Raw genomic sequence first — 22,332 nt, 5'->3', positions numbered from 1 at the left:
CAGGTCTGACCGCCGAGAGGTGCCTGCTTCAGCCCTGTGTTCCCGAGCGGCGCTCGTCGAAGCCGGGCGGCGACTTGTCGTGCGATGTGCTGACTGTTTTCGAGGGGCCACATGCTTCGGACGCTGCTGCCACGAGCAAAGGGCAGCCCTCGACCTGCGGGCACTTGACCAGTTGCGGGCAGCCGCACTCGAGGGTCGAGTTGAGTGTGTTCAACCAGCCCTGGCGCTCTTCGATCTCGCGCTGGATGCTGGTGCGCCGATGAGCCGCGATCTCCTGCCACGAGCCGCCCGACTCCTCGGCCTCGTCGAGCAGTGAAGAGATCTCGGTGAGGCTGAAGCCGATGTTCTGGCACGTGCGGACCATGGACAGGCGGTCGAGCACGTCGCGCGGATAGTGCCTCTTGCCGCGGATCTTCGGGCCTTCCTCGATGAGGCCCACCCGCTCGTAGTACCGCAGTGCGGACGACGCCACCCCTGCGAGCTTCGCCACTTGGTCGATCGGTAACAAGTCCCCTGACATGATCGTTCCCCCCGGCTCGATCGATCTACCCGAACAGCCCTGCCGCGCGGATCGGCAAGTCTCATCTGTCGGTAAGAGATCCATCTTCAACGTTACGTGTCCGGACCGGAAGTACGCCGTTCCGCTGACAGTTGAGGGGCGATGCGGGAGCCGCCGACACACACGGTAGCCGTCGCGCTCTTGCCGTCCATTCGCCGTTCGGAAGCTGCCGGTTATTTCACAGCGGACCAGCTCACAACGTACGGGCGGACACAGGAGAGCTGCTGGTGAGCCGCCGCAGTGGCAGCGGAGCAGGGGAAAGACGGTGAAAGTCCCCTCCGGTCAGACTCCAGCTCCTGCTGGAGCTCCGAACACGTCGAGGAAGAGGTCGGCCGCTTCCTTGGGCGCGTGCGCCTCGAAGATCAGTTCGCCGGCCGCGAAGTGCAGCGTGAAGTCGAAGAACGAGCAGCAACGCTGTTCAGCCGCGGCCAGTTCAGCTGCTTGACCCGCCAGCGCGGTCGGGAGCTTCCACCGCAACCCGTTGGTCACGCCTTCGGGCTGGGCACCGCCGAGCAGCTCGCGCCACTCACTGACCCGCTCCACTTGCTCGTTGCCCGTCAGGGTGCACGCGATCGGCGCGCCTAACACCGGTTGGATGCTCAGCAGACGTGCCGAGTGCAGAGATGCCATCCGGCTCGCTTCTTCGGTCATGGCTCCAGAATAACCTTGGTGCGAACTCCAAGCTGCATTTGACGCCTGATAGGCGGACCTCTTTCGAGGTGTCATTGCCACGAGCATGGCGAAGGCCGCAGAGTCTTTGCCTGAGGCGGGATCTCTGCGGCCTTTGGAGGAACGGGTCGAGCCGTTCAGTCGATGCGAGCGGTGATGGCCACGCGGTTGAACGCGTTGATCACGGCGACCACCCAGACGACCTGCTGAGTGAGGGCGGGGCCCCAATTGGCGATGGCGGCATCGAGGATTCCGTCGTCCACGTGAGTGTCGGCGACCAGGGTGATGCTCTCGGCGAGAGCGAAGATCGTGCGTTCCTGCTCGGTGAACGAGGGGTGCGTCTGCCAGTCGGCGACGTTGTCCACGCGGTCCTGGGCCTCACCCGCGTTCACGGCTTTCTGGATGTGCATGCGCACGCAGTAGGTGCAGCCGTTGACCTGGGAGCAACGGAGCTTGATCAGCTCCACCAGGCCGAGGGGCAGTACCGCGTCATCATCGACGGCCTTCGACAGATCGGTCATCGCGGCGAAGCCAGGGCCGGCGAACGGGTCGAGCGTGGGCATCGTGTCTCCAACGGCGAGGAATGGGGGATGGCGGCGGTGTCACCGAGACGGGGGGATCCCGGTGACACCGCCGCCGAGTAGCGGCTGGTTCGTGGTCGCCTCGGTCAGTCGCTGGTACGGCGCCCGAGCTCGACCTGTTCTGCCGCCTTGCCGGAAGATCCGCAGCCACAACTGTCGCCGCATCCGCCGTCGGAGGATGCGGGCTGTTCCAACGGCACGACCTTCGGTGCCGCCGGCTGGACGGCCTCAACCTTGGGGCCGCACCCGCAGCCGTCACCACAACCGCCACCGTTGACCGACAGCGACTCGGTCACCGGCAGTTCGAACGGGCTCTTCGGCAGCGTTGCCGAGTGCTCGACCGATGCCTTGGCGGGTGCCGTCACGGTCGTCTTCTGCTTGCTGCCCTTACCACCCCGCAGCAGACGCAGACCGTTGGCGATGATCACCAGGGCGAACGCCTCGTTGATCAGCACACCCTGAGTCAGGTTGAACGCACCGATCAACGCGGCCACGACCAGACCGGCGATGACGATCAGCGACACCGTGACGTTCTGCGCGATGATCCGATTTGCGCGTCGCGCCAGCTGCACGGTGTACGGCAGCTTGGTGAGGTCGTCCGACATCAGGGCGACGTCAGCGGTCTCCATGGCCACGTCCGTCCCCGCCGCACCCATGACCACCGCGACGTTGGACGTTGCGAGAGCGGGTGCGTCGTTGACGCCGTCGCCGACCATGGCGACGGTGCCGTGTTCCTTGCGCATGGCCGTGATCGCGGCGCTCTTGTCGGCCGGCATCAGCTCGGCGCGGACGCTCTCGATGCCGAGCTGGTCGGCGATCGAGCGGGCGACCCGCTCGCGGTCGCCGGTGAGCATCGTGGTGTGCGCGACGCCGAGTGAACGCAGTTCGGTGATCGCGGCCTTGGCCTCGGGCCGAAGCTCGTCCGCGACGCCGAGGAGGCCTATCAACGCCCCGTCGGCGGTGACGGCCACCGGGGTGGCACCCGCCTGCTCGATCTGGGCGAGCGCCGCGGCTGCCGACGGGTCCCTGCTGTAATCCGCGACGCGACCCACCGCGATCAGTCGACCGTCCACAGTGGCCTCAGCGCCCTTGCCCGGCACGATGGTCGCGTCGTCCGCCGGCCGGACTTCGATGCCGCGGTCCCGCGTGGCGTGCACGATGGCGTCGGCGATCGGGTGCGTCGCGGCGCTTTCGACCGCGGCGGCCAGGCGCAGAAGTTCCCGGTCGTCGTTGCCGTCCAACGTGTGCACGGCCACCAGGGCCGGGCGTCCCAACGTCAGGGTGCCGGTCTTGTCGAACGCGACCGCCTTGAGCCGGCCGAGTTCCTCGAGATACGCGCCGCCCTTGATGAGCACACCGTCGCGTGCGGCGCGTGCCACCGCGGACACCACGCTTACGGGCACGGACAGCACGAGCGCACAGGAGCAGGACACGATCAGCACGACCAACGCACGGTAGAACGCGTCGGTGAAGGTCAGGCCGAACACTAGCGGCCCGAGGATGACCATGAGGATCGCGACGCCGATCATCGCCGGGGTGTAGATCGCGCCGAACTTGTCGGCGAACCGCTGCGCCCGGCCGCGGTTCTGCTGCGCCTCCTCGACCTCGCGGATGACGCGGGCGAGAACGGTGTCCTGGTACTGCTTGGTGACCTTGACGCGCAGGGCGCCGTCACCGTTGAGGGTGCCGCCGAAGACGTCCTCGCCCGGCACGACCTCGACCGGCATCGACTCGCCCGTGATAGCGGAGGTGTCGACCCAAGAAGCGCCCTGGGTGACCTCGCCATCCGTGGGCAGCCGGGCGCCGGGGCGCACCAGCACCAGGTCGCCGATCTGCAGTTCCTCGACGGGAACGGTCTCCACGGCACCGCCGATGGTGAACCGCTCGGCCCGCCGCGGGGCCAAGTCCATCAGCTTCTGGATCGACTTGCGCGCCCGGTCGGCGACGAAGGTCTCCAGGATGATGCCGAGGGAGAAGATCACCACGACACACGCGGCCTCGACGAACTTGCCGAGGGGGATGGCGCCGAGAACGGCCACGACCAGCAGCACGTTGATCGTGAACCGCTTGTTGCGCAGCATCGTCAACGCGTTGCGGCCGGGGTAGATGATGCCGAACGCGATGGAGACGATCGCCAGGCCGTTCGCGAGGGTGATGGCCTCGGGCGCACGTCGGGTCACGATGTCGGCGGCGAGCATGAACAGCGCCGCGAGGCCGAGCAGGATCATCTCCGGGCGCAGCCACCAGCGAGACTTCTTCTGCGGCGCCTCGTCCACTACCGCCGGCTTCTCCGGTTCGAGCGTGAACCCGGAAGCGGAAGCGGTGCGCAAGAGCACCGCGTCGTTGAGCGTCTTCGGCGCTTGGATGGCGAGCACGCCGGACGCGGAGAGCATCTTGACGTCGCGCACGCCCTCGACCCGTCGCAACGGCGTGAGGTCGCTGGCGCACTCGACGCAGCCCGCGAGGACGCGGTAACGCCGCACTTCCAGGTCAGCCTCGGCCGGAGCGCCCGCCCCGTCGGTTAAGGGTTGTGTAGTCAAAGCAGGTCACCCGCCTGTTCGCATAGGGAAGACCACCTAGCGCAACCGACGGTAAAGGTTGGACCGCACTCCAAGGTCAAGCCCCAATTTCACCGCTTGACTTGAAGCCGAGTTCAACTTCGAGACTTGCGCTGCCACCGTGTGTGAAGGAGAGATCGGTGACTTACGTGATCGCTGAGCCTTGTGTCGACCTGATGGACAAGGCGTGCATCGAAGAGTGCCCCGTCGACTGTATCTACGAAGGCGACCGGATGCTCTACATCCACCCCGACGAGTGCGTCGACTGCGGCGCGTGCGAGCCGGTCTGCCCGGTCGAGGCCATCTACTACGAGGACGACGTGCCCGAGCAGTGGGCGGCTTACACCAAGGCGAACGTCGACTTCTTCGCCGAACTGGGATCGCCGGGTGGTGCCTCGAAGATCGGAAAGGTCTCGGCAGACCCGCCGCTGATCAGGGATTTGGCCCCACAGGGTGAAAAGGCCTGACCCAGCTCACCGGAAGGACCTACATCTCACGCCGCGGCGGCGTTGACGCGCGCCCGGAAGACGAGGGGGACACCATGACCACCACCAATCCCATGCCGCCCATCCTCGGCGAGCTGGCACGCACGGAGATCAGGGTCCGGCTCGTCGGGAACAACGAGCTGGAGGTCAGTGCGCCGCGTGGTGCGCTGACCTCGCAGCTGCGCGATCGCATCGTCGCCGACAAGCCGGCGATCATCCGGTGGCTTTCCGGAGCTCCGCGCTCCGCGCACGCGCTGCCTCAGGTCGTGCCGGACCCTGGTGCGGCCGATGAGCCGTTCCCGTTGTCGGACCTGCAAACCTCGTTCCTGGTGGGGTCCGCCGAGGGTCTGGAGTACCACGTCCGGCCGCACCAGTACATGGAGTTCGACCTGGTCGACCTGGACGTGGAGCGCTTCGTCGAAGCAGTGAACCGCAACCTGATGCGGCAGAGAGACAACTTGGTCGCGGTCACCGAGGACATGAGGCTCCGCCGCATACCGGATTTCACGCCGCTGGCGCCGGTGGTGCACGACTTCCGTGGCATGTCCGAGGAACAGACGCAGCGTGGGCTGCTGCGCATCCGCGAAGGTGTACGGCGCCGGCAGCTGCCCTTGGACCGGTGGCCCTGGCTGGACATCCAGTTCAGCCTGCACGGCGATCGCGAAGCCCGGATTCACTACAACAACAACAACTTCTTCAGCGACGGCATGGGCACGAGCCGCTTTCTGGACGCCGTGTTCGGGCTCTACCGCGACCCGGAACTCGTGCTGCCGGAGCTGGAGATCAGCTTCCGTGACTGCGTGGTCACGCTGTCGGAGATCGAGCAGTCAGTGCTGGGGCAGGAGTCCGAGAAGTACTGGCGGGACCGCATTCCGGAGTGGCCGGACGCACCGTCGATCCCCATGGTGACCGGTGCGCAGGCCCAGGGCAGGTCAGAGCTCAACCGACGTGAGCTGGTGCTGTCCGCCGAGCAGTGGACCGCGCTCAAGCGGCGTGCGCGAGCGCATGGCCTGACCGACAGCAACGTGATGTACGCGGCCTACGCCGAGGTTGTCGCAACCTGGAGCGGCCAGAAGCACTTCCTGCTCAACAACATGGTCACGCACCGCCTGCCGCTGCACCCGCAGATCGGCGAGATCATGGGCAACTTCGCTTCCCTGTACCCGCTGGAGGTCGACTGGCAGGGCGAGGAGAGCTTCGAGGCCAAGGCCCGGCGATTGCGCGCCCAGGTACTGCGGGACATGCAGCACACGCACTGGAGCGGCGTGAAGGTGCTCCAATCGCTCAACCAGTACCGCCGCACGCCCGGCCGGGCGGCGTGCCCGTTCGTCATCAGCAGCGGCCTGTTCATGGGCAAGTTCGACCGCCCCACCTACTCGACTCTCGAGACACCACAGGTCGTGCTCGACTGCCAGTTCTGGGAGCAGGACGACGGCACGATGTGGATCGCCTGGGACGTCATCGAGTCGATGTTCCCCGGCGGGGTGGTCGACGCGATGCTCGACGCGTTCCACAGGCTCGTGGTCGGACTGGCGAACGACGACACGTGGTGGCAGCGCAACACATTCGACCTCGTTCCTGACCACGACCTGATCGCCCGCCGCGAGCTCAACGCGTTGCCGCACCACGTCCCCGAAGGGCTGCTGCACGACGCGCTCGCCGAGCGCGTCGTCGACTCGGCCGACAAGATCGCCGTGCGCACCCCGACGAACACGCTGACTTACCGCGAGCTGCACGAGCAGAGCACGTACGTCGCAGCTTCTTTGCGCAACGCGGGTATGACCCCTGGCCAGCTCGTGCCAGTCGTGCTGCCGAAGGGCTGTCGGCAATCTGTTGCCCTGCTGGGAGTTCTATCCGCCGGTGGTGTCTACGTTCCCGTCGATCCCGACTGGCCGGCGGATCGGATCTCGCACCTGTTCAAGGCGACCGAAGCCGAACACGTCGTCACCATCGAAGCCCTCCGCGAGCAAGTCGCGGACCTGGGGGACGTGACCGTCCACCTGACCACGGAGAAGGTTGCTCAGCTTCCTGCTGAGCCCGTGGCACGGCGGGATCCGCAGGACCTCGCTTACGTCATCTACACCTCGGGTTCCACGGGTACGCCCAAGGGCGCAGCCCTCGACCACCGCGGTCCGCTGAACACCGTCATCGACATCAACGAACGCTTCGGCATTGGCCCGTCCGACGTCGTGTTCGGCATTTCCTCGCTCTGCTTCGACCTGTCCGTCTACGACGTGTTCGGCACCGTCGCGGCCGGGTCGACCCTCGTGCTGCCCGACCTGTCCGAACTGCACGACCCACGAGCCTGGGTGTCCACGATCCGATCGGCTGGAGTCACGGTCTGGAACTCGGTGCCGGCGTTGATGCAGCTCGCCGTCGAAGAGGCCGAGGCGACCGGGCTGGAACTGCCGTCGCTGCGAGTGGTGATGCTCAGCGGCGACTGGATTCCGGTCGACCTGCCTGACCGCATCCGCCGTGTCGCGCCGAACGCCCGCGTCATCAGCCTGGGCGGTGCGACCGAGGCGTCGATCTGGTCGATCTACCACCCCGTCGACGAGGTCGACCCGGCCTGGACCAGCATCCCCTACGGCAAGCCCTTGGGCGGGCAGACCTGGCACGTGCTGACCGAGACTGGCCGAGACACCCCGACCTGGGTACCAGGTCACCTCCACATCGGCGGGGTCGGCGTGGCCGTCGGCTACTTCGACGACGACGAACGCACCGATGCCGCGTTCGTCACCCACCCGACGACCGGAGAGCGGCTTTACCGGACCGGCGACCTCGGCCGCTACCTGCCCGACGGCACGATCGAGTTTCTCGGCCGCGCCGACTTCCAGGTCAAGATCCAGGGCTTCCGGGTGGAGCTGGGCGAGATCGAACACGTTCTCGCGCAACACCCGGCAGTCTCTCGAGCCCTGGTCACCGTCCGCGACACGGTTGCCGGCCGCCAGCTCGTCGGTTTTGCCGCTGCGTCCGATGTGGATGGTCAGGAGCTGCGCGCGTTTCTCACCGACCGCCTGCCCCGATACATGGTGCCTGCCAACGTCACCGTGCTCGACCGGCTGCCGCTGACCTCCAACAGCAAGGTCGACCGACGCGCTCTCGAAGCGCTCGCACCGGTGGACGGCGAGCCCACACAGGAGTACGTCGCTCCACGCACGGCTCTCGAGGCCGAAGTCGCAGCCATCTGGGCCGCGGTGCTCGAACTGCCCCAGGTCGGTGCGTTCGACGACTTCTTCGACCTCGGCGGCCAGTCCTTCGCGGGACTTCGGGTGATCAGCCAGATCTCCCGGCAGCTCGGCAAGCGCCTCTCGCTGGGCGTGTTGTTGTCCGAGCGCACCGTTGCGGCGCTGTGCGAGCACCTGAGTCAGGCTCGATCCTGGTCACCACTGGTGCAGCTGCGCGAGAACCCCGGTGCGCCGAGGATCTTCCTGGTCCACCCGGCCGGCGGCAGCGTGCTGGCTTACCGGTCGCTGGCCGAGTCGGTCGACGCCGAGTGGTACGCCCTGCAGGCTCCGGGCCCCGACTCTGGCCAGGAAGTGCCGGCCGATGTCGAGGACTTCGCGGTTCGCTACGTCGAGGAGATCCGACGGGTGCAGCCGCACGGGCCGTACGTGCTCGGCGGCTGGTCTTCTGGTGCGGTCATCGCGGCACACGTGGCGCACAAGCTGGAACTTTCCGGCGATCGGGTGTCCCGCCTGTTCGTCTTCGACTCACCGGTTCCCGTGCCGGTGCCCCAGGTAGACCCGGTGTCGATGCTGTTGTGGTTCCTCGAGGACCTCGACATGGGCTTCCGAGCCGAGGACGCGACCGCGGACGAACGCACCGCGCTGCTCGCTGTCGCGGAGGAAGAACGCCTGGGTGCGGGACTGGAGCTGCTCGAACGCCGCTCCGGTCGGGCGGTAGCGGTCGACGAAGCACACCTGCAACACACCTACGCCGTGTTCACCGGAGTCGTGAACGCGTGCCATCGCCACAAGCCCACCATCATCGGCGCCGACGTGCTCGTCGTCCGAGCCGCCGACGGCGCGGTCAGCGAGTTCGCCGACCACCCACACGCTGTGGATGCCGACTGGGGATGGCGCACCCTCACCACCGGCGCGGCAGCCGGAATCCGCTTGTCCGGCACCCACTACACGTTGCTGACCGAGGAGAACGTCGCCCGCGTGGCAGCCGTGGTGCGCGTCTACCTCGAACAAGGGCTGGAGGCCCTCTCGTGAACCGCGACTTCCCTCTGCTCGTCGACGTACTGCGTGACCACGCCGTCAAGCGAGCGGACGACACCGCCCTCGTCGTGCTGGCCGACGGCGAGACCGAGCACACCCGCTTGTCCTACGCCGAGCTCGACGCCCGTGTCCGCCGGCTCGCCGCGCGGATGCAGATCGTGGGTCTGGCCGGCCAGCGCGTGATCATCCTGCTGCCCACCAGCGTCGAGTACGTCGTCAGCATCCTGGCCTGCCTCTACGCCGGCGCGGTGCCCGTGCCGCTCAACCCACCCACCAAGAGCACCCACCGCGAGCGAGTCGACCACGTCGTCGAGGACTGTCGGCCCGCTCTGGCGATCGTCACCTCCATCGCCGGGCCGATGGCACACCTGCCGGAGGAGTACGGCTGCGACCTCTGGCCGGTCGACGATCTGTTCAAACACACCGAGCTCGACTGGACTCCGCCCGCCGTCGGCCCCGACGACGTCGCCTACCTGCAGTACACGTCGGGGTCCACCAGCCGTCCGCGCGGTGTGGTGGTCAGCCACGACAACATCGTCTACCAACCGGCGTTGTTCAGCACCGGTCTCGGCATGGACGCCCGGGACGTCGTGGTCACGTGGTTGCCGCTGTTCCACGACTTCGGCCTGATCGCCGGACTGTTCATGCCCCTGTTGCTGGGCGCCACCACGGTGATGATCCCACCACCGGTCTTCGTGCAGCGACCACTGCGTTGGCTCACCGCCATCAGCAAGTACCGCGCGACGGTGTCGTTCAGCCCGAACTTCCCGCTGGACCTCTGTTGCGAGCGCATCACCGCGGAGGAGAAGGCCACGCTGGACCTGAGCAGCTGGCGGGTGCTCGCACTCGGCGCCGAACCGATCCGGGCAGACACCCTCGACCGGTTCGCCGAGGCATTTGCCTCCTGTGGCTTCCAGCCGAGCACGTCGCGGACGGCCTACGGCATGGCCGAGTCGACGCTGGCCGTGTCCACGCATCCGCCTCGAAATGGGGTGAGGGTGATCGAGGTCGATGTCGAGGGCTTCGCCCACGGCCGACTCGACGTCGTTCCGGACGGAACGGCAGGCCCACGTCGTCAGCGCCTGCTCAGCAACGGACGATCGCTGGGCGACACCACCCTGATCATCGTCGATCCGGAATCCCACCAGCCGCTGCCGGAGGGCAGCGAAGGCGAGATCTGGCTGAGCGGTCGCACGATCGCGACCGGTTACTGGAACCGCCCGGACGACACCGCGGAGACCTTCGGTGCACGCCTGGCCGACGGCACCGGACCGTACCTGCGCAGTGGTGACCTGGGTGCGCTGATCGATGGTGACGTCTACATCACCAGCCGCCGCAAGGACCTGATCATCATTCGCGGCCGCAACCACCACCCGCAGGACATCGAGCTGACCATGACGGACGCGCACCCCGCGCTCAGCCGTGGCCTGGGCGTGGCGTTCTCCGTCGACCGCGATGGCGAAGAACGCCTGATCGTCGTACAGGAGCTCAAGCGAACAGAGCGGGGCAAATACGACCTCGACGAGGTCGCTCGCCGCGTGCGCGGTGCCGTCACCGATGAACACGACGTCGCTATCGACGCTGTTGTGTTCATCCGGCCCGCTTCGCTCCCGGTGACCACGAGCGGCAAGGTCCGCAGGCAGTTCACCAAGCAGGCCTACCTGCAGGGGGAGCTCAAGGTCGAGCACATCTCCGGCCCCAGGACCGCTGACAAGACATCGAAACCCGGCACGCTCGCCGAAGACCGCGACACCGCCTCCGTTGTCGAGTGGTTGCGGGCCGCCGTTGCAGCCAAGGCCGGTCTCGCGTCTGCCGACGTCCCGATCGACGTGACCTTCGGCAGCCTGGGACTCGATTCGGCTCAGGCACTCGGACTCAGCGGCGACCTGGCGGTGTGGCTCGGTAAGCCTGTCAACCCCGCGACCCTCTACGGCAATCCGACGATCCTGCGCTTGGCCGTAGCCCTCACCACCGACACCGAAGCACCGGCAGTGGTCGACCCCGTCTCGCCGAACGAACCGATCGCCGTGATCGGCATGGCGTGTGCGTTCCCCGGAGCCGACTCGCTCGACCACTACTGGTCCCTGCTGATCGAGGGACGTGACGCGATAGCCGAGGTCCCAGCCGACCGCTGGCCGACGGACTCGTGGTACCGCGAAGGCTCTCCGGTTCCGGGGCACAGCAACACAAAGTGGGGCGGGTTCCTGCCCGACGTCGCAGGATTCGACGCGCGGTTCTTCGGCATCTCCGCCGAGGAGGCCGGCGCGATGGACCCGCAGCAGCGACTGCTCCTCACGACGGCCTGGCGCGCACTCGAAGACGCCGGGGTCTCAGCGGACGCAATCGCGGGCTCCAACGCCGGAGTCTTCGTCGGCATCAGCACCACGGACTACGGCCGCCTCATGGTCCGCGACCACGTCGAGCCCGGCGCGTACAGCGGCACTGGAACATCGTCGAGCATCGCCGCCGGCCGCATCTCCTACTTCCTCGACCTCACCGGACCCAGCACCTCGATCGACACGGCGTGCTCCTCATCCCTGGTGGCCGTGCACAACGCATGCGAGAGCCTGCGGAGGGGCGAGTGCGACACCGCGATCGTGGGCGGCGTCAACCTGCTGCTCGATCCCGATGTCATGGTGGCGTTGTCCCAAGCCGGAATGATGTCCGCGACCGGCAGTTGCAAGACCTTCGACGCCGCGGCCGACGGCTACGTGCGCGGCGAGGGCTGCGGCGTGGTCGTGCTCAAGCGCCGAAGCGACGCCGAACAGAACCAGGACCGGATCTGGGCTCTGGTGGTGGGCTCCGCGGTGAACCAGGACGGCCGAAGCAACACCCTCACCTCGCCCAACGCCCTGGCACAGCAGGCGGTGATGCGACAAGCGCTGGCCGGCTCCGGGCTGACGTCCGGCGACATCGGCTACGTCGAAGCCCACGGCACGGGCACAAGCCTTGGCGACCCCGTAGAAATGGCCGGGATCGCCGCCGTCTACGGCACCTCTCAGACCAAGAACCCGTTGTGGGTGGGTTCGGCCAAGACCAACCTCGGGCACCTCGAGGCCGCTGCCGGTATCGCGGGCCTGGTCAAAGCGGTGCTCGCGGTGGAGCGCGGACTCGTCCCACCACATCTGAACTTCGACGTGCTCAACCCGCACATCAAGCTGGACGGCACTCGGTGCGCAATCCCGACCTGGCCGCAAACGTGGTCCGATGAGGCGGGGCCGCGAGCGGCCGCCGTCAGCTCGTTCGGATTCAGCGGCACCAACGCACACGTGATCGTTCAGCAAGCGCCGCAACGGGTCGTTCAAGGTGACCACGCGGTCAGCTGGAGGATGCTGGCTTTCTCCGCCAAGAGCGATCACGCGCTCGCCGCATTGACGGACGCCGTGGTCGACGTACTGGACCAGCCGGAGCACGCCCCCGACTTCGCCGCTCTGTGCGATGTCGCTCGACGCCGGACGCGGTTCCCTCACCGAGCGACCGTTGTCGCGCGCACTGCCGCAGAAGCTGCAGACGCACTGCGTGAACACCGCGCAGGCACCCCGTCCGCGTTCGTCCTGAACGGCAAGGTCTCCGACACGGGACCGGGACCGCTGGCATTTCTCTTCCCCGGCCAGGGATTCGCGCGTGCCGGGATGGCCAAGTTCCTGTACTGGCGGCATGAAGCGTTCCGCGACGCCCTCGTCGAGGTTGACACGATCGTGCGAGGCGATCTGGGTGGCTCGCTCCTTCCTGTGCTGGCAGGCGAAGAGGGGGAGCTGCTCGACCTGGCACAGACCCGCTTCGGGCAACCCGCCATGTTCGCCACCCAGTACGCCATCGCCAGGCTGTGGCAGGGGTTCGACGTCGAACCCGACTACCTGATCGGTCACAGCCTCGGTGAGTTCGCCGCCGCGGCGGTCTCCGGCGTCCTCACCCTGGAGGATGCGACGGGCCTGGTGCTGTTGCGTTCCCGCCTCATGCAGGACACCCCGACCGGGGCCATGTACGCCGTGCGCACGCAGCACGTCGAGGAACTGCTGCACGAGATCAAGGGCGACATCGCTGTGGCGGCGTTCAACGGTCCGGACGACGTCACCATCTCCGGTCCCGAGGGCGTCACCGAGGAACTCGCCGCGCGTTGGGTCCAGCGCGGCGCCAAGGTGACGCGATTGGGTGTCAACCGCGCATTCCACTCACCTCTCATGGAATCGGTGGTCGACGCGTTCGCCGAGCAGGCGCAGCAGGTCCGCCACCGCGAAGGCCACGTACCGATCATCTCGACGCTCACCGGTGAACTCCTGCAGACCTCGGAGTTGACCGGAACGCATTGGGTGGACCAGCTGCGCCGACCAGTCCAGTTCGCCGAGGGCTTGAAAGCACTCGGCCGGCTCGGCGTCCGGCACTTCGCGGAGATGAGCCCTGAGCCCGTGCTGTCTCCGCTCGGGCCGCGCAACCTACCTGACGCAACCTGGCTGATCAGCGGTCACCGGCAGGATGAGGACAACCGTCGGCTGATGCTGTCCCTGGCGGAGTGGCACAGCTCCGGGGGGACTGTGCTCGCTCAGGGAGTCGATGCTCCGGTGGATCCGGCGGCGCTGCCAGGCCACCCACTGCGCGCGGACCGCCACTGGTACACCCCCGGAACGAGCAGGAAGCGCATGGGAGCGGGACACCCCTTGCTCGGACACCGGGTCGACCTCGCCGGCGCGCCCAGTGAGTGGTTCTCCTCCGAGATCGGCGAGACCCGGCCCTGGTTCGTCGAACAGCACCGAATCGGGGGAGTTGCGCTGCTGCCCGGCGCGGCGATGATCGAGTGGATCACCGCCGCGGCGAAGTCCGTGCTCGGCGGCGACACCTGGACCCTCGAGGACGTCCGATTCACCAGCGCCATCGCCCTTGAGCCAGGTCGGCCGGAATCAGTGCAGGCGGTTGTCGACCCGAACAGCGGGGCGGTCGACTGCTTCGCTTGGGACGACAGCGGCAAACGTTGGACGCCCAGGGCACGAGCCGCTGCCGTGAGCGGAGGTGCCGGAGCGTCCGAGCTGCAGCGACCGGCGGAGGAACTGACGGGCGGGATGGCGCGGCAGGACGTAGACGCGCTGTACGCGCGGTTCGCCGCGGCAGGAATGGCGTACGGGCCGGCATTTCGCGGGGTCCAGCAGCTGTGGCTGGGGCGTGACGAGGCCGTGGGCCAGATCAATGTCAAGATCGGGCGCCCCGACGACCAGGCGTACACGTTGCACCCTGTTGTGCTCGACGCCTGCCTGCACGTCGTCGCGGCCTTCATCCCGGACCTGTCCAGTCCTGTGGTTCCCGTCGCGGTGGAGCAGGTCGTGGTGCACGCTCCGCTGCCAGGTGAGCTCTGGTCCCACGCCAGGTCTCGCGGCGTGCAGGACTCGGGTGAGTATCTCGTGGACGTGTCGTTGACCTCGAGCTCCGGTGCTGTCATGGCCGAACTGCGAGGCCTCGCCCTGCGGCCGATCGGGGTCGCCGCTCATACCCCGCTGAAGCAGTACACAGTGGACTGGGTGTCGGCAACCACATCGCCCGCGACAGGTGAGACCGGATGCTGGCTGCTGATCGGGTCCGATGAGAAGTCTGCCCGAGAGTGGCGGGAACGGCTGCGGGCCAACGGGATTACCGCTGCCCTGTACGCGGGGGAAGATGTTCCGGACGACCTCACCGGAATCCTCGTCATCGGGGCGACGTCGCACGGCGACGACTTCGCCGGGTTCGAGGAATCCGCGCGGCACGCCGGTCTTCCCCTCAGGGAGGTGCTCCCCGGGCTGGCGGCTCGGCGGCCGACGATCATTCTGTGCAGCGAGCGTTCACCTGGCGGACAACCACGTTTGGCGCAAGCCGCAGTTGCCGGAATCGCTGCGGCCCTGACCGCTGAGTACCCAGACCTCCCGGTCGTCCAGGTAGACCACGACGGGAGTGTCGCGCCGGCGGACGTGGTGGCTCGCGCCATCGGGCTGGACGGCTCGGGTCGACTCGCGATGCGCGACGGCGAGTGGCTTCAGGCGCAGCTGCGAGCGACTGAGCCGGACGACTTCGACTTCAAGCTCCGTGCAGACGGCACGTACCTGATCACGGGCGGCTGGGGTGCGCTCGGTCGAGTCACCGCTCAGCACCTGGTCGATCGCGGTGCACGACACGTCGTGCTGCTGGGGAGGAACCAGCCGCTGCCGGATCCTGAATGGGTCATGGAGCTCCGCGAGCAGGCGAATGTCGTGCTGCTGACCTCCGACGTCAGCAACGAAAACGACCTGAGCAACGCACTGACCACAATCTCCGACGACATGCCGCCGCTGCGGGGGATCGTTCATGCCGCAGGTACCACGGACGACGGTGCGTTCGCCGACCTCGACTGGTCGCGGTATGAACACGTGCTGGCAGCCAAGGCCCGCGGCGCCTGGAACCTGCACCGCCTCACCCAGGACATGCAGCTCGACCTTTTCGTAATGTTCTCGTCGTTCGCCTCACTCATCGGATCGGCCGGGCAGGCGAACTACGTCGTGGCCAACGCGTTCCTCGATGCGTTGGCGGACGTGCGGCGGACCAACGGGATGTGCGGCACCAGCGTCAACTGGGGACCGTGGTCGGGTGCCGGCCTCGCGGCGGGGGAGGAGTTGGCCAAGAAGCTCGCCCGCGGTGGTCTGCACGGCATCAGCGGGGACGAGGGCGCGACTGTGTTGTCGGCTGTGCTGACCGGTAGCCACACACAACTCGGTCTCGCGAAGGTCGACTGGGACAGCTACCTCACCGTGAACGGCGGCTCGGCGGACAACACGCTGCTCTCGGACTTCGTCCAGGCTGCCGGGCCGGAGGCACCGGCAGCTCAAGAAATGAGCGAGTTGGTCCTCTCTGATCCTGAGAGCGCCGAAGCCCACGTGACCGACATGTTGTTCCGTGAAACGTCGGTGTTGCTGGGGCTGAGCGCTCTCGATCGGAAAGAACTGCGAGGCAGCTTCGCCGAGGCGAAGCTGACGAATCTCGGTCTTGATTCCCTCATGGGCCTGCGATTGCGGGACCGGTTGCTCACCGGTCTGTCCGTCGCGTTACCGGGAGAAGCGTTCGTTGACGGCAGCACCGTCCGTGACATCGTGAAGGACCTGTGCAAGCAGATCGCACTGAAGGCCGTCGTGCGGGAGGAGGAATCACCCGACTCCGACGACCTGGAAGTGGTCCGGTTGTGATCGTCTAGCGCTGGCCGGTTTTCAGCAGCGAATCCGCAGCGGACGGAGACCCTGATTCTTGGGTCTCCGTCGCCGGCCTGGTAGGCCCGAACATGATCACGAGCACGCCAACGAGGCAGATCCCGACACCGATGAGGTCCCAGCGGTCAGGGCGGAACTTGTCCACGAGCACGCCCCACACCAGGGCGCCGATGATGAACACACCGCCGTACGCGGCGAGAACCCGGCCGAAGTTCGAGTCGGGCTGCAGAGCAGCCACGAAACCGTAGAGGCCGAGTGCCATCACTCCGCCTGCGATCCACAGCAGGCCGCGGTTCTCCCGAAGGCCCTGCCAGATCAGCCACGTCCCGCCGATCTCAGCGAGCGCAGCCATCACGAACAGGACCAGGGTCTTGATGAACATGGCCTAATGATAGGTCACGCTGAAGTGATGTCTGACCACTCTCAGTATTCGGGAAGTGATGGTCCGGCTCGAGTCATGATCGAAAAGAGTCATGTTCACTCGTTCGCGCTGTTTCTCCAAAGATCATGCGCTGCTGATGGGATGGATCGGCCCCTGCGCGGGAGGTAATCTCCTTCGTCCAAGTTGGCTGCATGTTCGGGGGGACATATTGGCTGAGGACTTGTTGCCGATCGACAAGGTCGCCAAGGAATCCGGGCTGGCCGCCTCGGCGCTCCGCTACTACGAACGCTGCGGTGTCATCGGCCCCGTGGTGAAGATTCGCGGTAAGCGCCACTACTCCCGCGCGGTTCTGCATCGCCTGTCGGTCATCAAGGTCTGCCAGGCGCTCGGCTTCAGTCTGACCGAGATCGTCTGTCTGCTCGACGGTGGTGACGAGTCGACGTGGAAGGAGCTGGCGGTCAGGCGCCGGTCTGAGGTCGAGAAACAGATGGACGCTATGCGCGAGGTTCTTACCATGCTCGACTCTGCTCTTGGCTGCTCGTGTGACCGCCTGGCGAACTGTCCTGATATGGGTCCGCACGGTCGATTGGCGGTCAAGGCGCCGCAATCCCGGTCGGGGCTTGTGGATATCGGCCGCACGTGAGCCGAAGCGAGGCCTCCTGGAAATATTCCGAGGATTATGCGCGGATCTCGTCATTTCACGCGATCGTCACGAGCGGTGAGGTGGAGTAGGATAAGGGTATGGAATCTGGACAAATGACTGTGGCGGGGCTGTCCCGGCGCACTGGGGTTCCGAGCGACAGCATTCGGTATTACGAACGCGTCGGTCTCCTGCCAGAACCGCCGCGCACGGATGCCGGCTATCGGCGGTACGGCGAGGACGCTGTCGACCGCCTGCAGTTCATCCAAGGGGCGCAGCGACTGGGGCTCAAGCTGCGCGAGATCAACGACCTGCTCTCGATCCGAGACACGGGGACGTGTCCGTGTGGCGATGCCGCGGTGCTGCTGCGGGATCGCATGGAAGAGATTGACAACGAGATGCAGCGCCTTCAAGCGTTGAAGAGCGAGCTCTCGGTGATGGTCAGCCAGCTGCCCAGCGCTGACTGTCCGGACCCTGAACCGGGTGTGTGGCGCCCGCCGGTCCAGATCGCCGGCTGATCCCGCATCGCACGAAGGGGCGCCCGACCAGTTCGGTCGGGCGCCCCTTCGTCATGTGGGGATCAGCTCGACGTCCCGGCGCGTTCCACCGCGCGGGCTCGCGACTTGCGGGTGAAGTACGAGATCGGGATCACCGCGAGGGTCACACCCAGGCCGACGAGGATGACGTCGACACCCCATTGAAGGCCGCCGACCACGAGCAGCACGGTGTTGAAGACGAACAGCGCCACGGCGACACCGACGAATGCCTTGCCCAGGCGGAAGCCGTCGTCATCGTCGCGTCGGAAGCGGCGCAGCGTCAGGTAGGCGATCGGCAGCAGCACGAACACCACCAGGTAGCCGAAGGTGGCCGCGGCCACCACGCTCACCACCTTGGTGCCGAAGACCACCAGCATGATGATGATGACCACCGCGTCGAACGCGATGGAGCCCACCGGAGCGCCCCGCTTGTTCGTCCGGCCGAACACCTTGGGCAGATGGCCGTCCTGTGCCATCTGGTGGATGGTCCGCGAGGAACCGATGATGAAGATCTCGGCTCCCAGCACGAGGACGGCGGCCAGGCCGAGCCCGACGATGTACTCGCCGGCAGGGCCGAGCGTCATCACACCGATCTCCGCGAAGACCGCGAACGGATCACGTTGCAGGCCTTCCACACCGACGAGGCCGAACATCGCGATCGGCACGAGCGTGAACGCGGCGATCGCGATCGCCGCCGAGATCGACATGACCCGCTTCATGTATCGCTCGGGACGCTTGATCTCGGCGCACACGGTCGAAGCCATCTCCGCCGCGTAGGCCGCCCAGGTCGCGATGAACGTCCACTTCAACAGAATGCCGACCACGCCCCAGCCGCTGGTCGGTGCGTCGTCAGGGAGCTGCGTGGGTAGAACCCTTGCCGCATCGAAGGATTCCGGGTGGAACACCGGCGTCAGAATCACGATGAGCACCACCGCGAGTGCGACCACGGCCAGCACCGCGTTGACCATTGAGGACAGCCGCAAGCCGAGCGCGGTGACGAAGTACAGGGCGATGCCGATGAGGACCGCCAGAAGGATCACGTTGCCGCTCGGCCAGAACAACGACTTGAGGTAGGTCGCAGCCAGGATCAGGTTGACCGCGATACCGGGAGTCCACGCGAACCAGTACGACCAGGACGACAACGCTCCGAGCGTGGGCGAACCGTTGGCGGTGGCCCGGTAAGCGAACTGGGCGGTGCCGCCCGCACGCCCGGTGAACCTCGACGCCAGCTCGGCGATCAGAAGGCACTGCAGGGCGCCCACGAACGCCGTGGCGATCCAGACCCAGATCGACGCGTTGCCGATTTCCGCCGCCATCTCGGCCATGGAGACGGCGATCATGAGCGAGGCGCCGACGGCGACCAGGATCGACGTCCACCAGGACGCGGTCACGGGAAGCTTGCTGCGGCCTGGGAACACTGCGTCGTTGGCATGGCTCGTACCTCGTGGCCGTTCCATGGTCGAGCGGCCGGATAACGAACCTTCGTGTGTTCGAGACACGAGACCTCCTTGTGGGCGGCGTGACAAAGCAGGCCGATCGACGGCCACGCAACCCCGGATGTCCCCCATTGCTGCCAGTCATCACCGTCGTGCACACACGACGTGGACGTTCGCAGCGGCCAAAACTCGCGACTAGCTCCGGCCGGTTGCCGAACCTAGGACGAACCCCTCGGTCGCCGCAACGCAATTGCGCAGACTCACTGAAATGGCGGTATCCGCAATGGATCTGCGTTAAGCGGCGTTGCTCCACCTGGTCCAGCTGAACGGCAGTTTTGGCCGGTGAGAAGCGGGCGAGGAGCAGGGGTTGACTTGAAGCCAGGTTCAACTACGAGACTACGACCAGCAAGCAACCCCGGATGGCCAAGACACGACACACTGGATTCCCGCCGCGACCGGGAGCACAGCCTCAGGCGAAGGTTTCGGCAGTATTACCGCGAAGAATCGCCGACAGACCTAAAAGGACAGTTCCGTTCGTGACGCCGAACGGTTGCGAACACGCGCGCCCACTCACCGGGGATGCGCATCTCGTCGACAGCGTGGAGGGCAGGCTGGCATGGCAAACCTTCTGAAGAAGGCTTACAACGCCACGTGGGGGAAGTACGTTTTCGCCGGGATGTACGACAAGTTCCTGGCGAAGGTGGAAGGCTACGGACTGTCGGAGAAGCGTGCGGAGTTCCTGAAGCCCGCGTACGGCCGGACCATCGAGCTGGGCACTGGCACGGGCCTGAACCTGCCGCACTACCCGGACGCCGTCGATGAGCTGATCCTCACTGAGCCGTACGCGCCCATGGTGATGAAGCTGGAGGAGAAGACCCGCAACCACCCGCGGCGCGTCCAACTGGTCGTGGCCGGCGCGGAGAAGCTGCCCTACCCGGACGGGTACTTCGACACGGTCGCCGCAGCGATGATCCTCTGCACCGTGCCGGACCCGCAGCCGGCGCTGCGCGAGATCGAGCGGGTGCTGAAGCCGGGTGGGCAGTACCTGTTCCTGGAGCACGTCCGGAACAAGGACCCGAAGGTCGCTCGCAAGCAGGACATCATCCAGAAGGGTTGGTACTGGTTCGGCAACGAGTGCCACTGCAACCGGCCGACGGTGCAGACGTTGCAGAACTCGTCACTGGAGATCGCGGAACTCCAGGAGACCAAGATGCCGGGTGCGTGGGAGTTCATTGAGGCGATGGTCATCGGCAGGGCCGTCCGTCCCCTGACGCCCAAGGCCTCCGTGGCAGCGTCGGCCAACAGCCACGCTCACGCTGACGAGAACTGCGACTGCTGAGCAGACCTGGATCACGGCGGGCCGTCCCTCGGGCGGCCCGCCGGACCGCTTCCCGGACCTTTCAGCGAGGACAGGTCGTGGCATCGTGCCGAACATTCGCATCACCGGGCTCGCCGAGATCAGCGGACTCACTCCGCCGACGATCCGGTTCTACGAGCACACAGGACTGCTTCCAGCCGCGTCCCGGACGTCCAGCGGACATCGTGTCTACAACGACCGTGATGTTGACCGGCTGAGGTTCATAGTTCGTGCCAAGCACATGGGCTTCTCGCTCGATGAGATCCGTGAGCTGATCCACAGCTGTGGCGACAATCCGACCGCAGTGGATCTCGACCGGGCACTGGACACTCTTCGCACAAGAATCGCGGAGGTCAACGAGAGAGTCGCCGAGCTGTCCGCGTTCTCAGCACAACTTCTGACCAACTTGTGGGCCATTCGCACACAACGTCTGATCGACACCGCGTCGGCTGAACAGGTATGCCGAGAACACTGGGCGCAGGTGCTGTCGCTCCCTCACACCCGCCAGGACAGCGATGACCTGATCACTCTCACGTTTCCGAGCAGTCCCGCGCTGGTCGTCAGTCTGACCGGACTCGTGGCACACGAGTCTGTTTGTCAGCCGCAGGCCGCGATCCTTCTGCGCTGCAACATGACTACCACCGTGCTGGAACTCGGCGAAGCGGAAGTCACCCGTCACCTCATCGATGATCTTTTCTCGTTGATCGCGGAGGATCTCGCCGTTAACGAACGATCTTCCGCGGAGGACGGTTCTGATTCGCAGGTTGCATCCGGTACCGGGGTACAGGTTTAACCTCGACACGTGAGTACAGACGACCAAGAAGCTGGCGAGGCCGAGACCGCCACCTCGAATCGCGTAGTCAATGCTTTGCAGCGCATGGGGTTCAGCCCTGACGAGACCCGGATGCTCCTGGAGGGCGGCGCAGGGCGCGGGCATGGGTTTTCCGAAGTTGCAAGGGCCAAGCTCGCTGACGTCGAGTCGGAACTGGCGGACCTGAAGATCGTCCGCCAGGCGTTGCTCGATGCCACCGCAGGGCGAACAAGGCGATGGGGCCAACCGGAAGGTTGACCCCCATCGTCGGTCTTGTCGTTGCTAGTAGCGGTAGTGCTCCGGCTTGTACGGGCCCTCGACGTCGACGTCGATGTACTCGGCTTGCCCCTTGGCCAGCTTGGTGAGCTTGCCGCCGAGTGCTTCGAGGTGGATGCGGGCGACCTTCTCGTCCAGCACCTTGGGGAGGCGGTAGACCTCGTTGTCGTACTCCTTGAACTTGGTGAACAGCTCGATCTGAGCGATCACCTGGTTGGAGAAGGAGTTCGACATGACGAATGAGGGGTGACCGGTGGCGTTGCCCAGGTTGAGCAGGCGGCCCTCGGACAGCACCAGCACGGAGTGACCGTCCGGGAACACCCACTCGTCGACCTGCGGCTTGATGTTGACCCGGCGGACACCGGGGAACCGGGCGAGGCCCGCCATGTCGATCTCGTTGTCGAAGTGACCGACGTTGCCCACGATCGCCTGGTGCTTCATGCGCTCCATGTGCTCGACACGCACGACGTCCTTGTTGCCCGTCGTGGTGATCACGATGTCTGCGCGACCGATCACGTCCTCCAACGTCTGCACCTCGTAGCCGTCCATGGCTGCCTGCAGGGCGCAGATCGGGTCGATCTCGGTGACGATGACGCGGGCGCCCTGGCCGCGCAGGG

At 66.3% G+C, this 22,332-nt stretch carries 14 protein-coding genes and 1 pseudogene; 8 read left to right on the top strand and 7 right to left on the bottom strand.

Going from position 1 to position 22,332, the window contains the following annotated elements; translation table 11 throughout:
* Positions 1-28 precede the first annotated feature (28 nt).
* The 4 genes from IE307_RS20480 to IE307_RS20465 all read right to left on the bottom strand — a co-directional run bounded on the left by IE307_RS20480 (position 29) and on the right by IE307_RS20465 (position 4,292).
* Complete coding sequence (locus IE307_RS20480; RefSeq protein ID WP_191299955.1) at positions 29-490, bottom strand: helix-turn-helix domain-containing protein; 462 nt, start codon at positions 488-490, stop codon at positions 29-31.
* Between the two features lie 351 nt (positions 491-841).
* Complete coding sequence (locus IE307_RS20475) at positions 842-1,210, bottom strand: hypothetical protein (protein ID WP_191299953.1); 369 nt, start codon at positions 1,208-1,210, stop codon at positions 842-844.
* Between the two features lie 155 nt (positions 1,211-1,365).
* Positions 1,366-1,791: a carboxymuconolactone decarboxylase family protein gene (locus IE307_RS20470; protein ID WP_191299951.1), complete on the bottom strand. Its 426-nt coding sequence runs from the start codon at positions 1,789-1,791 to the stop codon at positions 1,366-1,368.
* Positions 1,792-1,895: 104 nt separating this feature from the next.
* A complete protein-coding gene (locus IE307_RS20465; RefSeq protein ID WP_191299950.1) occupies positions 1,896-4,292 on the bottom strand; it encodes a heavy metal translocating P-type ATPase in 2,397 nt (798 codons plus the stop codon).
* A gap of 215 nt (positions 4,293-4,507) precedes the next feature.
* Between IE307_RS20465 and fdxA the strand changes: the two genes are divergently transcribed.
* The 3 genes from fdxA to IE307_RS20450 all read left to right on the top strand — a co-directional run bounded on the left by fdxA (position 4,508) and on the right by IE307_RS20450 (position 16,256).
* Positions 4,508-4,834 (top strand): ferredoxin, encoded by a 327-nt coding sequence (gene fdxA / locus IE307_RS20460; protein WP_191299948.1) that lies wholly within the window; start codon positions 4,508-4,510, stop codon positions 4,832-4,834.
* 74 nt (positions 4,835-4,908) lie between these two features.
* Positions 4,909-9,072: a non-ribosomal peptide synthetase gene (locus IE307_RS20455; protein ID WP_191299946.1), complete on the top strand. Its 4,164-nt coding sequence runs from the start codon at positions 4,909-4,911 to the stop codon at positions 9,070-9,072.
* Entirely contained in the window at positions 9,069-16,256 is a 7,188-nt protein-coding gene (locus IE307_RS20450) for a type I polyketide synthase (RefSeq protein WP_191299944.1), read from the top strand. Before IE307_RS20455 ends, IE307_RS20450 begins: the two co-directional genes overlap by 4 nt.
* 82 nt (positions 16,257-16,338) lie before the next feature.
* Here IE307_RS20450 and IE307_RS20445 read toward each other — a convergent pair.
* A pseudogene (locus tag IE307_RS20445) lies at positions 16,339-16,659 on the bottom strand (YnfA family protein); the annotation flags it as partial.
* 220 nt (positions 16,660-16,879) lie between these two features.
* Here IE307_RS20445 and IE307_RS20440 point away from each other — a divergent pair.
* Together IE307_RS20440 and IE307_RS20435 are read left to right on the top strand one after the other, a co-directional pair.
* Positions 16,880-17,302, top strand: coding sequence for a MerR family transcriptional regulator (locus IE307_RS20440; protein WP_191299940.1), 423 nt, complete (start codon positions 16,880-16,882; stop codon positions 17,300-17,302).
* 98 nt (positions 17,303-17,400) lie between these two features.
* Positions 17,401-17,817 (top strand): heavy metal-responsive transcriptional regulator, encoded by a 417-nt coding sequence (locus IE307_RS20435; RefSeq protein ID WP_191299938.1) that lies wholly within the window; start codon positions 17,401-17,403, stop codon positions 17,815-17,817.
* A gap of 62 nt (positions 17,818-17,879) precedes the next feature.
* On the opposite strand, the gene IE307_RS20430 is transcribed toward IE307_RS20435, so the two are convergent.
* Positions 17,880-19,226, bottom strand: coding sequence for an APC family permease (locus IE307_RS20430; protein WP_191299936.1), 1,347 nt, complete (start codon positions 19,224-19,226; stop codon positions 17,880-17,882).
* A 661-nt stretch (positions 19,227-19,887) separates the two neighbouring features.
* On the opposite strand from IE307_RS20430, the gene IE307_RS20425 reads away from it, so the two are divergent.
* The 3 genes from IE307_RS20425 (at position 19,888) to IE307_RS20415 (ending at position 21,697) form a co-directional block, all read left to right on the top strand.
* Positions 19,888-20,610: a class I SAM-dependent methyltransferase gene (locus tag IE307_RS20425; protein WP_191299934.1), complete on the top strand. Its 723-nt coding sequence runs from the start codon at positions 19,888-19,890 to the stop codon at positions 20,608-20,610.
* An 85-nt stretch (positions 20,611-20,695) separates the two neighbouring features.
* Positions 20,696-21,421, top strand: coding sequence for a MerR family transcriptional regulator (locus tag IE307_RS20420; protein ID WP_229904916.1), 726 nt, complete (start codon positions 20,696-20,698; stop codon positions 21,419-21,421).
* A gap of 9 nt (positions 21,422-21,430) precedes the next feature.
* Positions 21,431-21,697, top strand: a complete 267-nt coding sequence (locus IE307_RS20415; RefSeq protein WP_191299931.1) for a MerR family transcriptional regulator — start codon at positions 21,431-21,433, stop codon at positions 21,695-21,697.
* A gap of 24 nt (positions 21,698-21,721) precedes the next feature.
* Here the strand turns inward: IE307_RS20415 and IE307_RS20410 are convergent.
* Positions 21,722-22,332 (bottom strand): adenosylhomocysteinase (locus IE307_RS20410; protein ID WP_191299929.1); only part of this gene is annotated, 611 nt, incomplete at its 5' end.

Origin of the sequence: Lentzea cavernae (assembly GCF_014653695.1) — a bacterium.
Lineage (GTDB): Bacteria > Actinomycetota > Actinomycetes > Mycobacteriales > Pseudonocardiaceae > Lentzea > Lentzea cavernae.
The sequence above is the reverse complement of the archived record's forward strand: the minus strand, read 5'-3'. Positions and strand labels throughout refer to the sequence as shown.

Coding starts and splice junctions, on each gene's coding strand:
- IE307_RS20475 (WP_191299953.1), bottom strand. CDS start 1,210: ATGACCGAAGAAGCGAGCCGGATGGCATCTCTGCACTCGGCACGTCTG.
- IE307_RS20470 (WP_191299951.1), bottom strand. CDS start 1,791: ATGCCCACGCTCGACCCGTTCGCCGGCCCTGGCTTCGCCGCGATGACC.
- IE307_RS20455 (WP_191299946.1), top strand. CDS start 4,909: ATGACCACCACCAATCCCATGCCGCCCATCCTCGGCGAGCTGGCACGC.
- IE307_RS20435 (WP_191299938.1), top strand. CDS start 17,401: ATGGAATCTGGACAAATGACTGTGGCGGGGCTGTCCCGGCGCACTGGG.
- IE307_RS20425 (WP_191299934.1), top strand. CDS start 19,888: ATGGCAAACCTTCTGAAGAAGGCTTACAACGCCACGTGGGGGAAGTAC.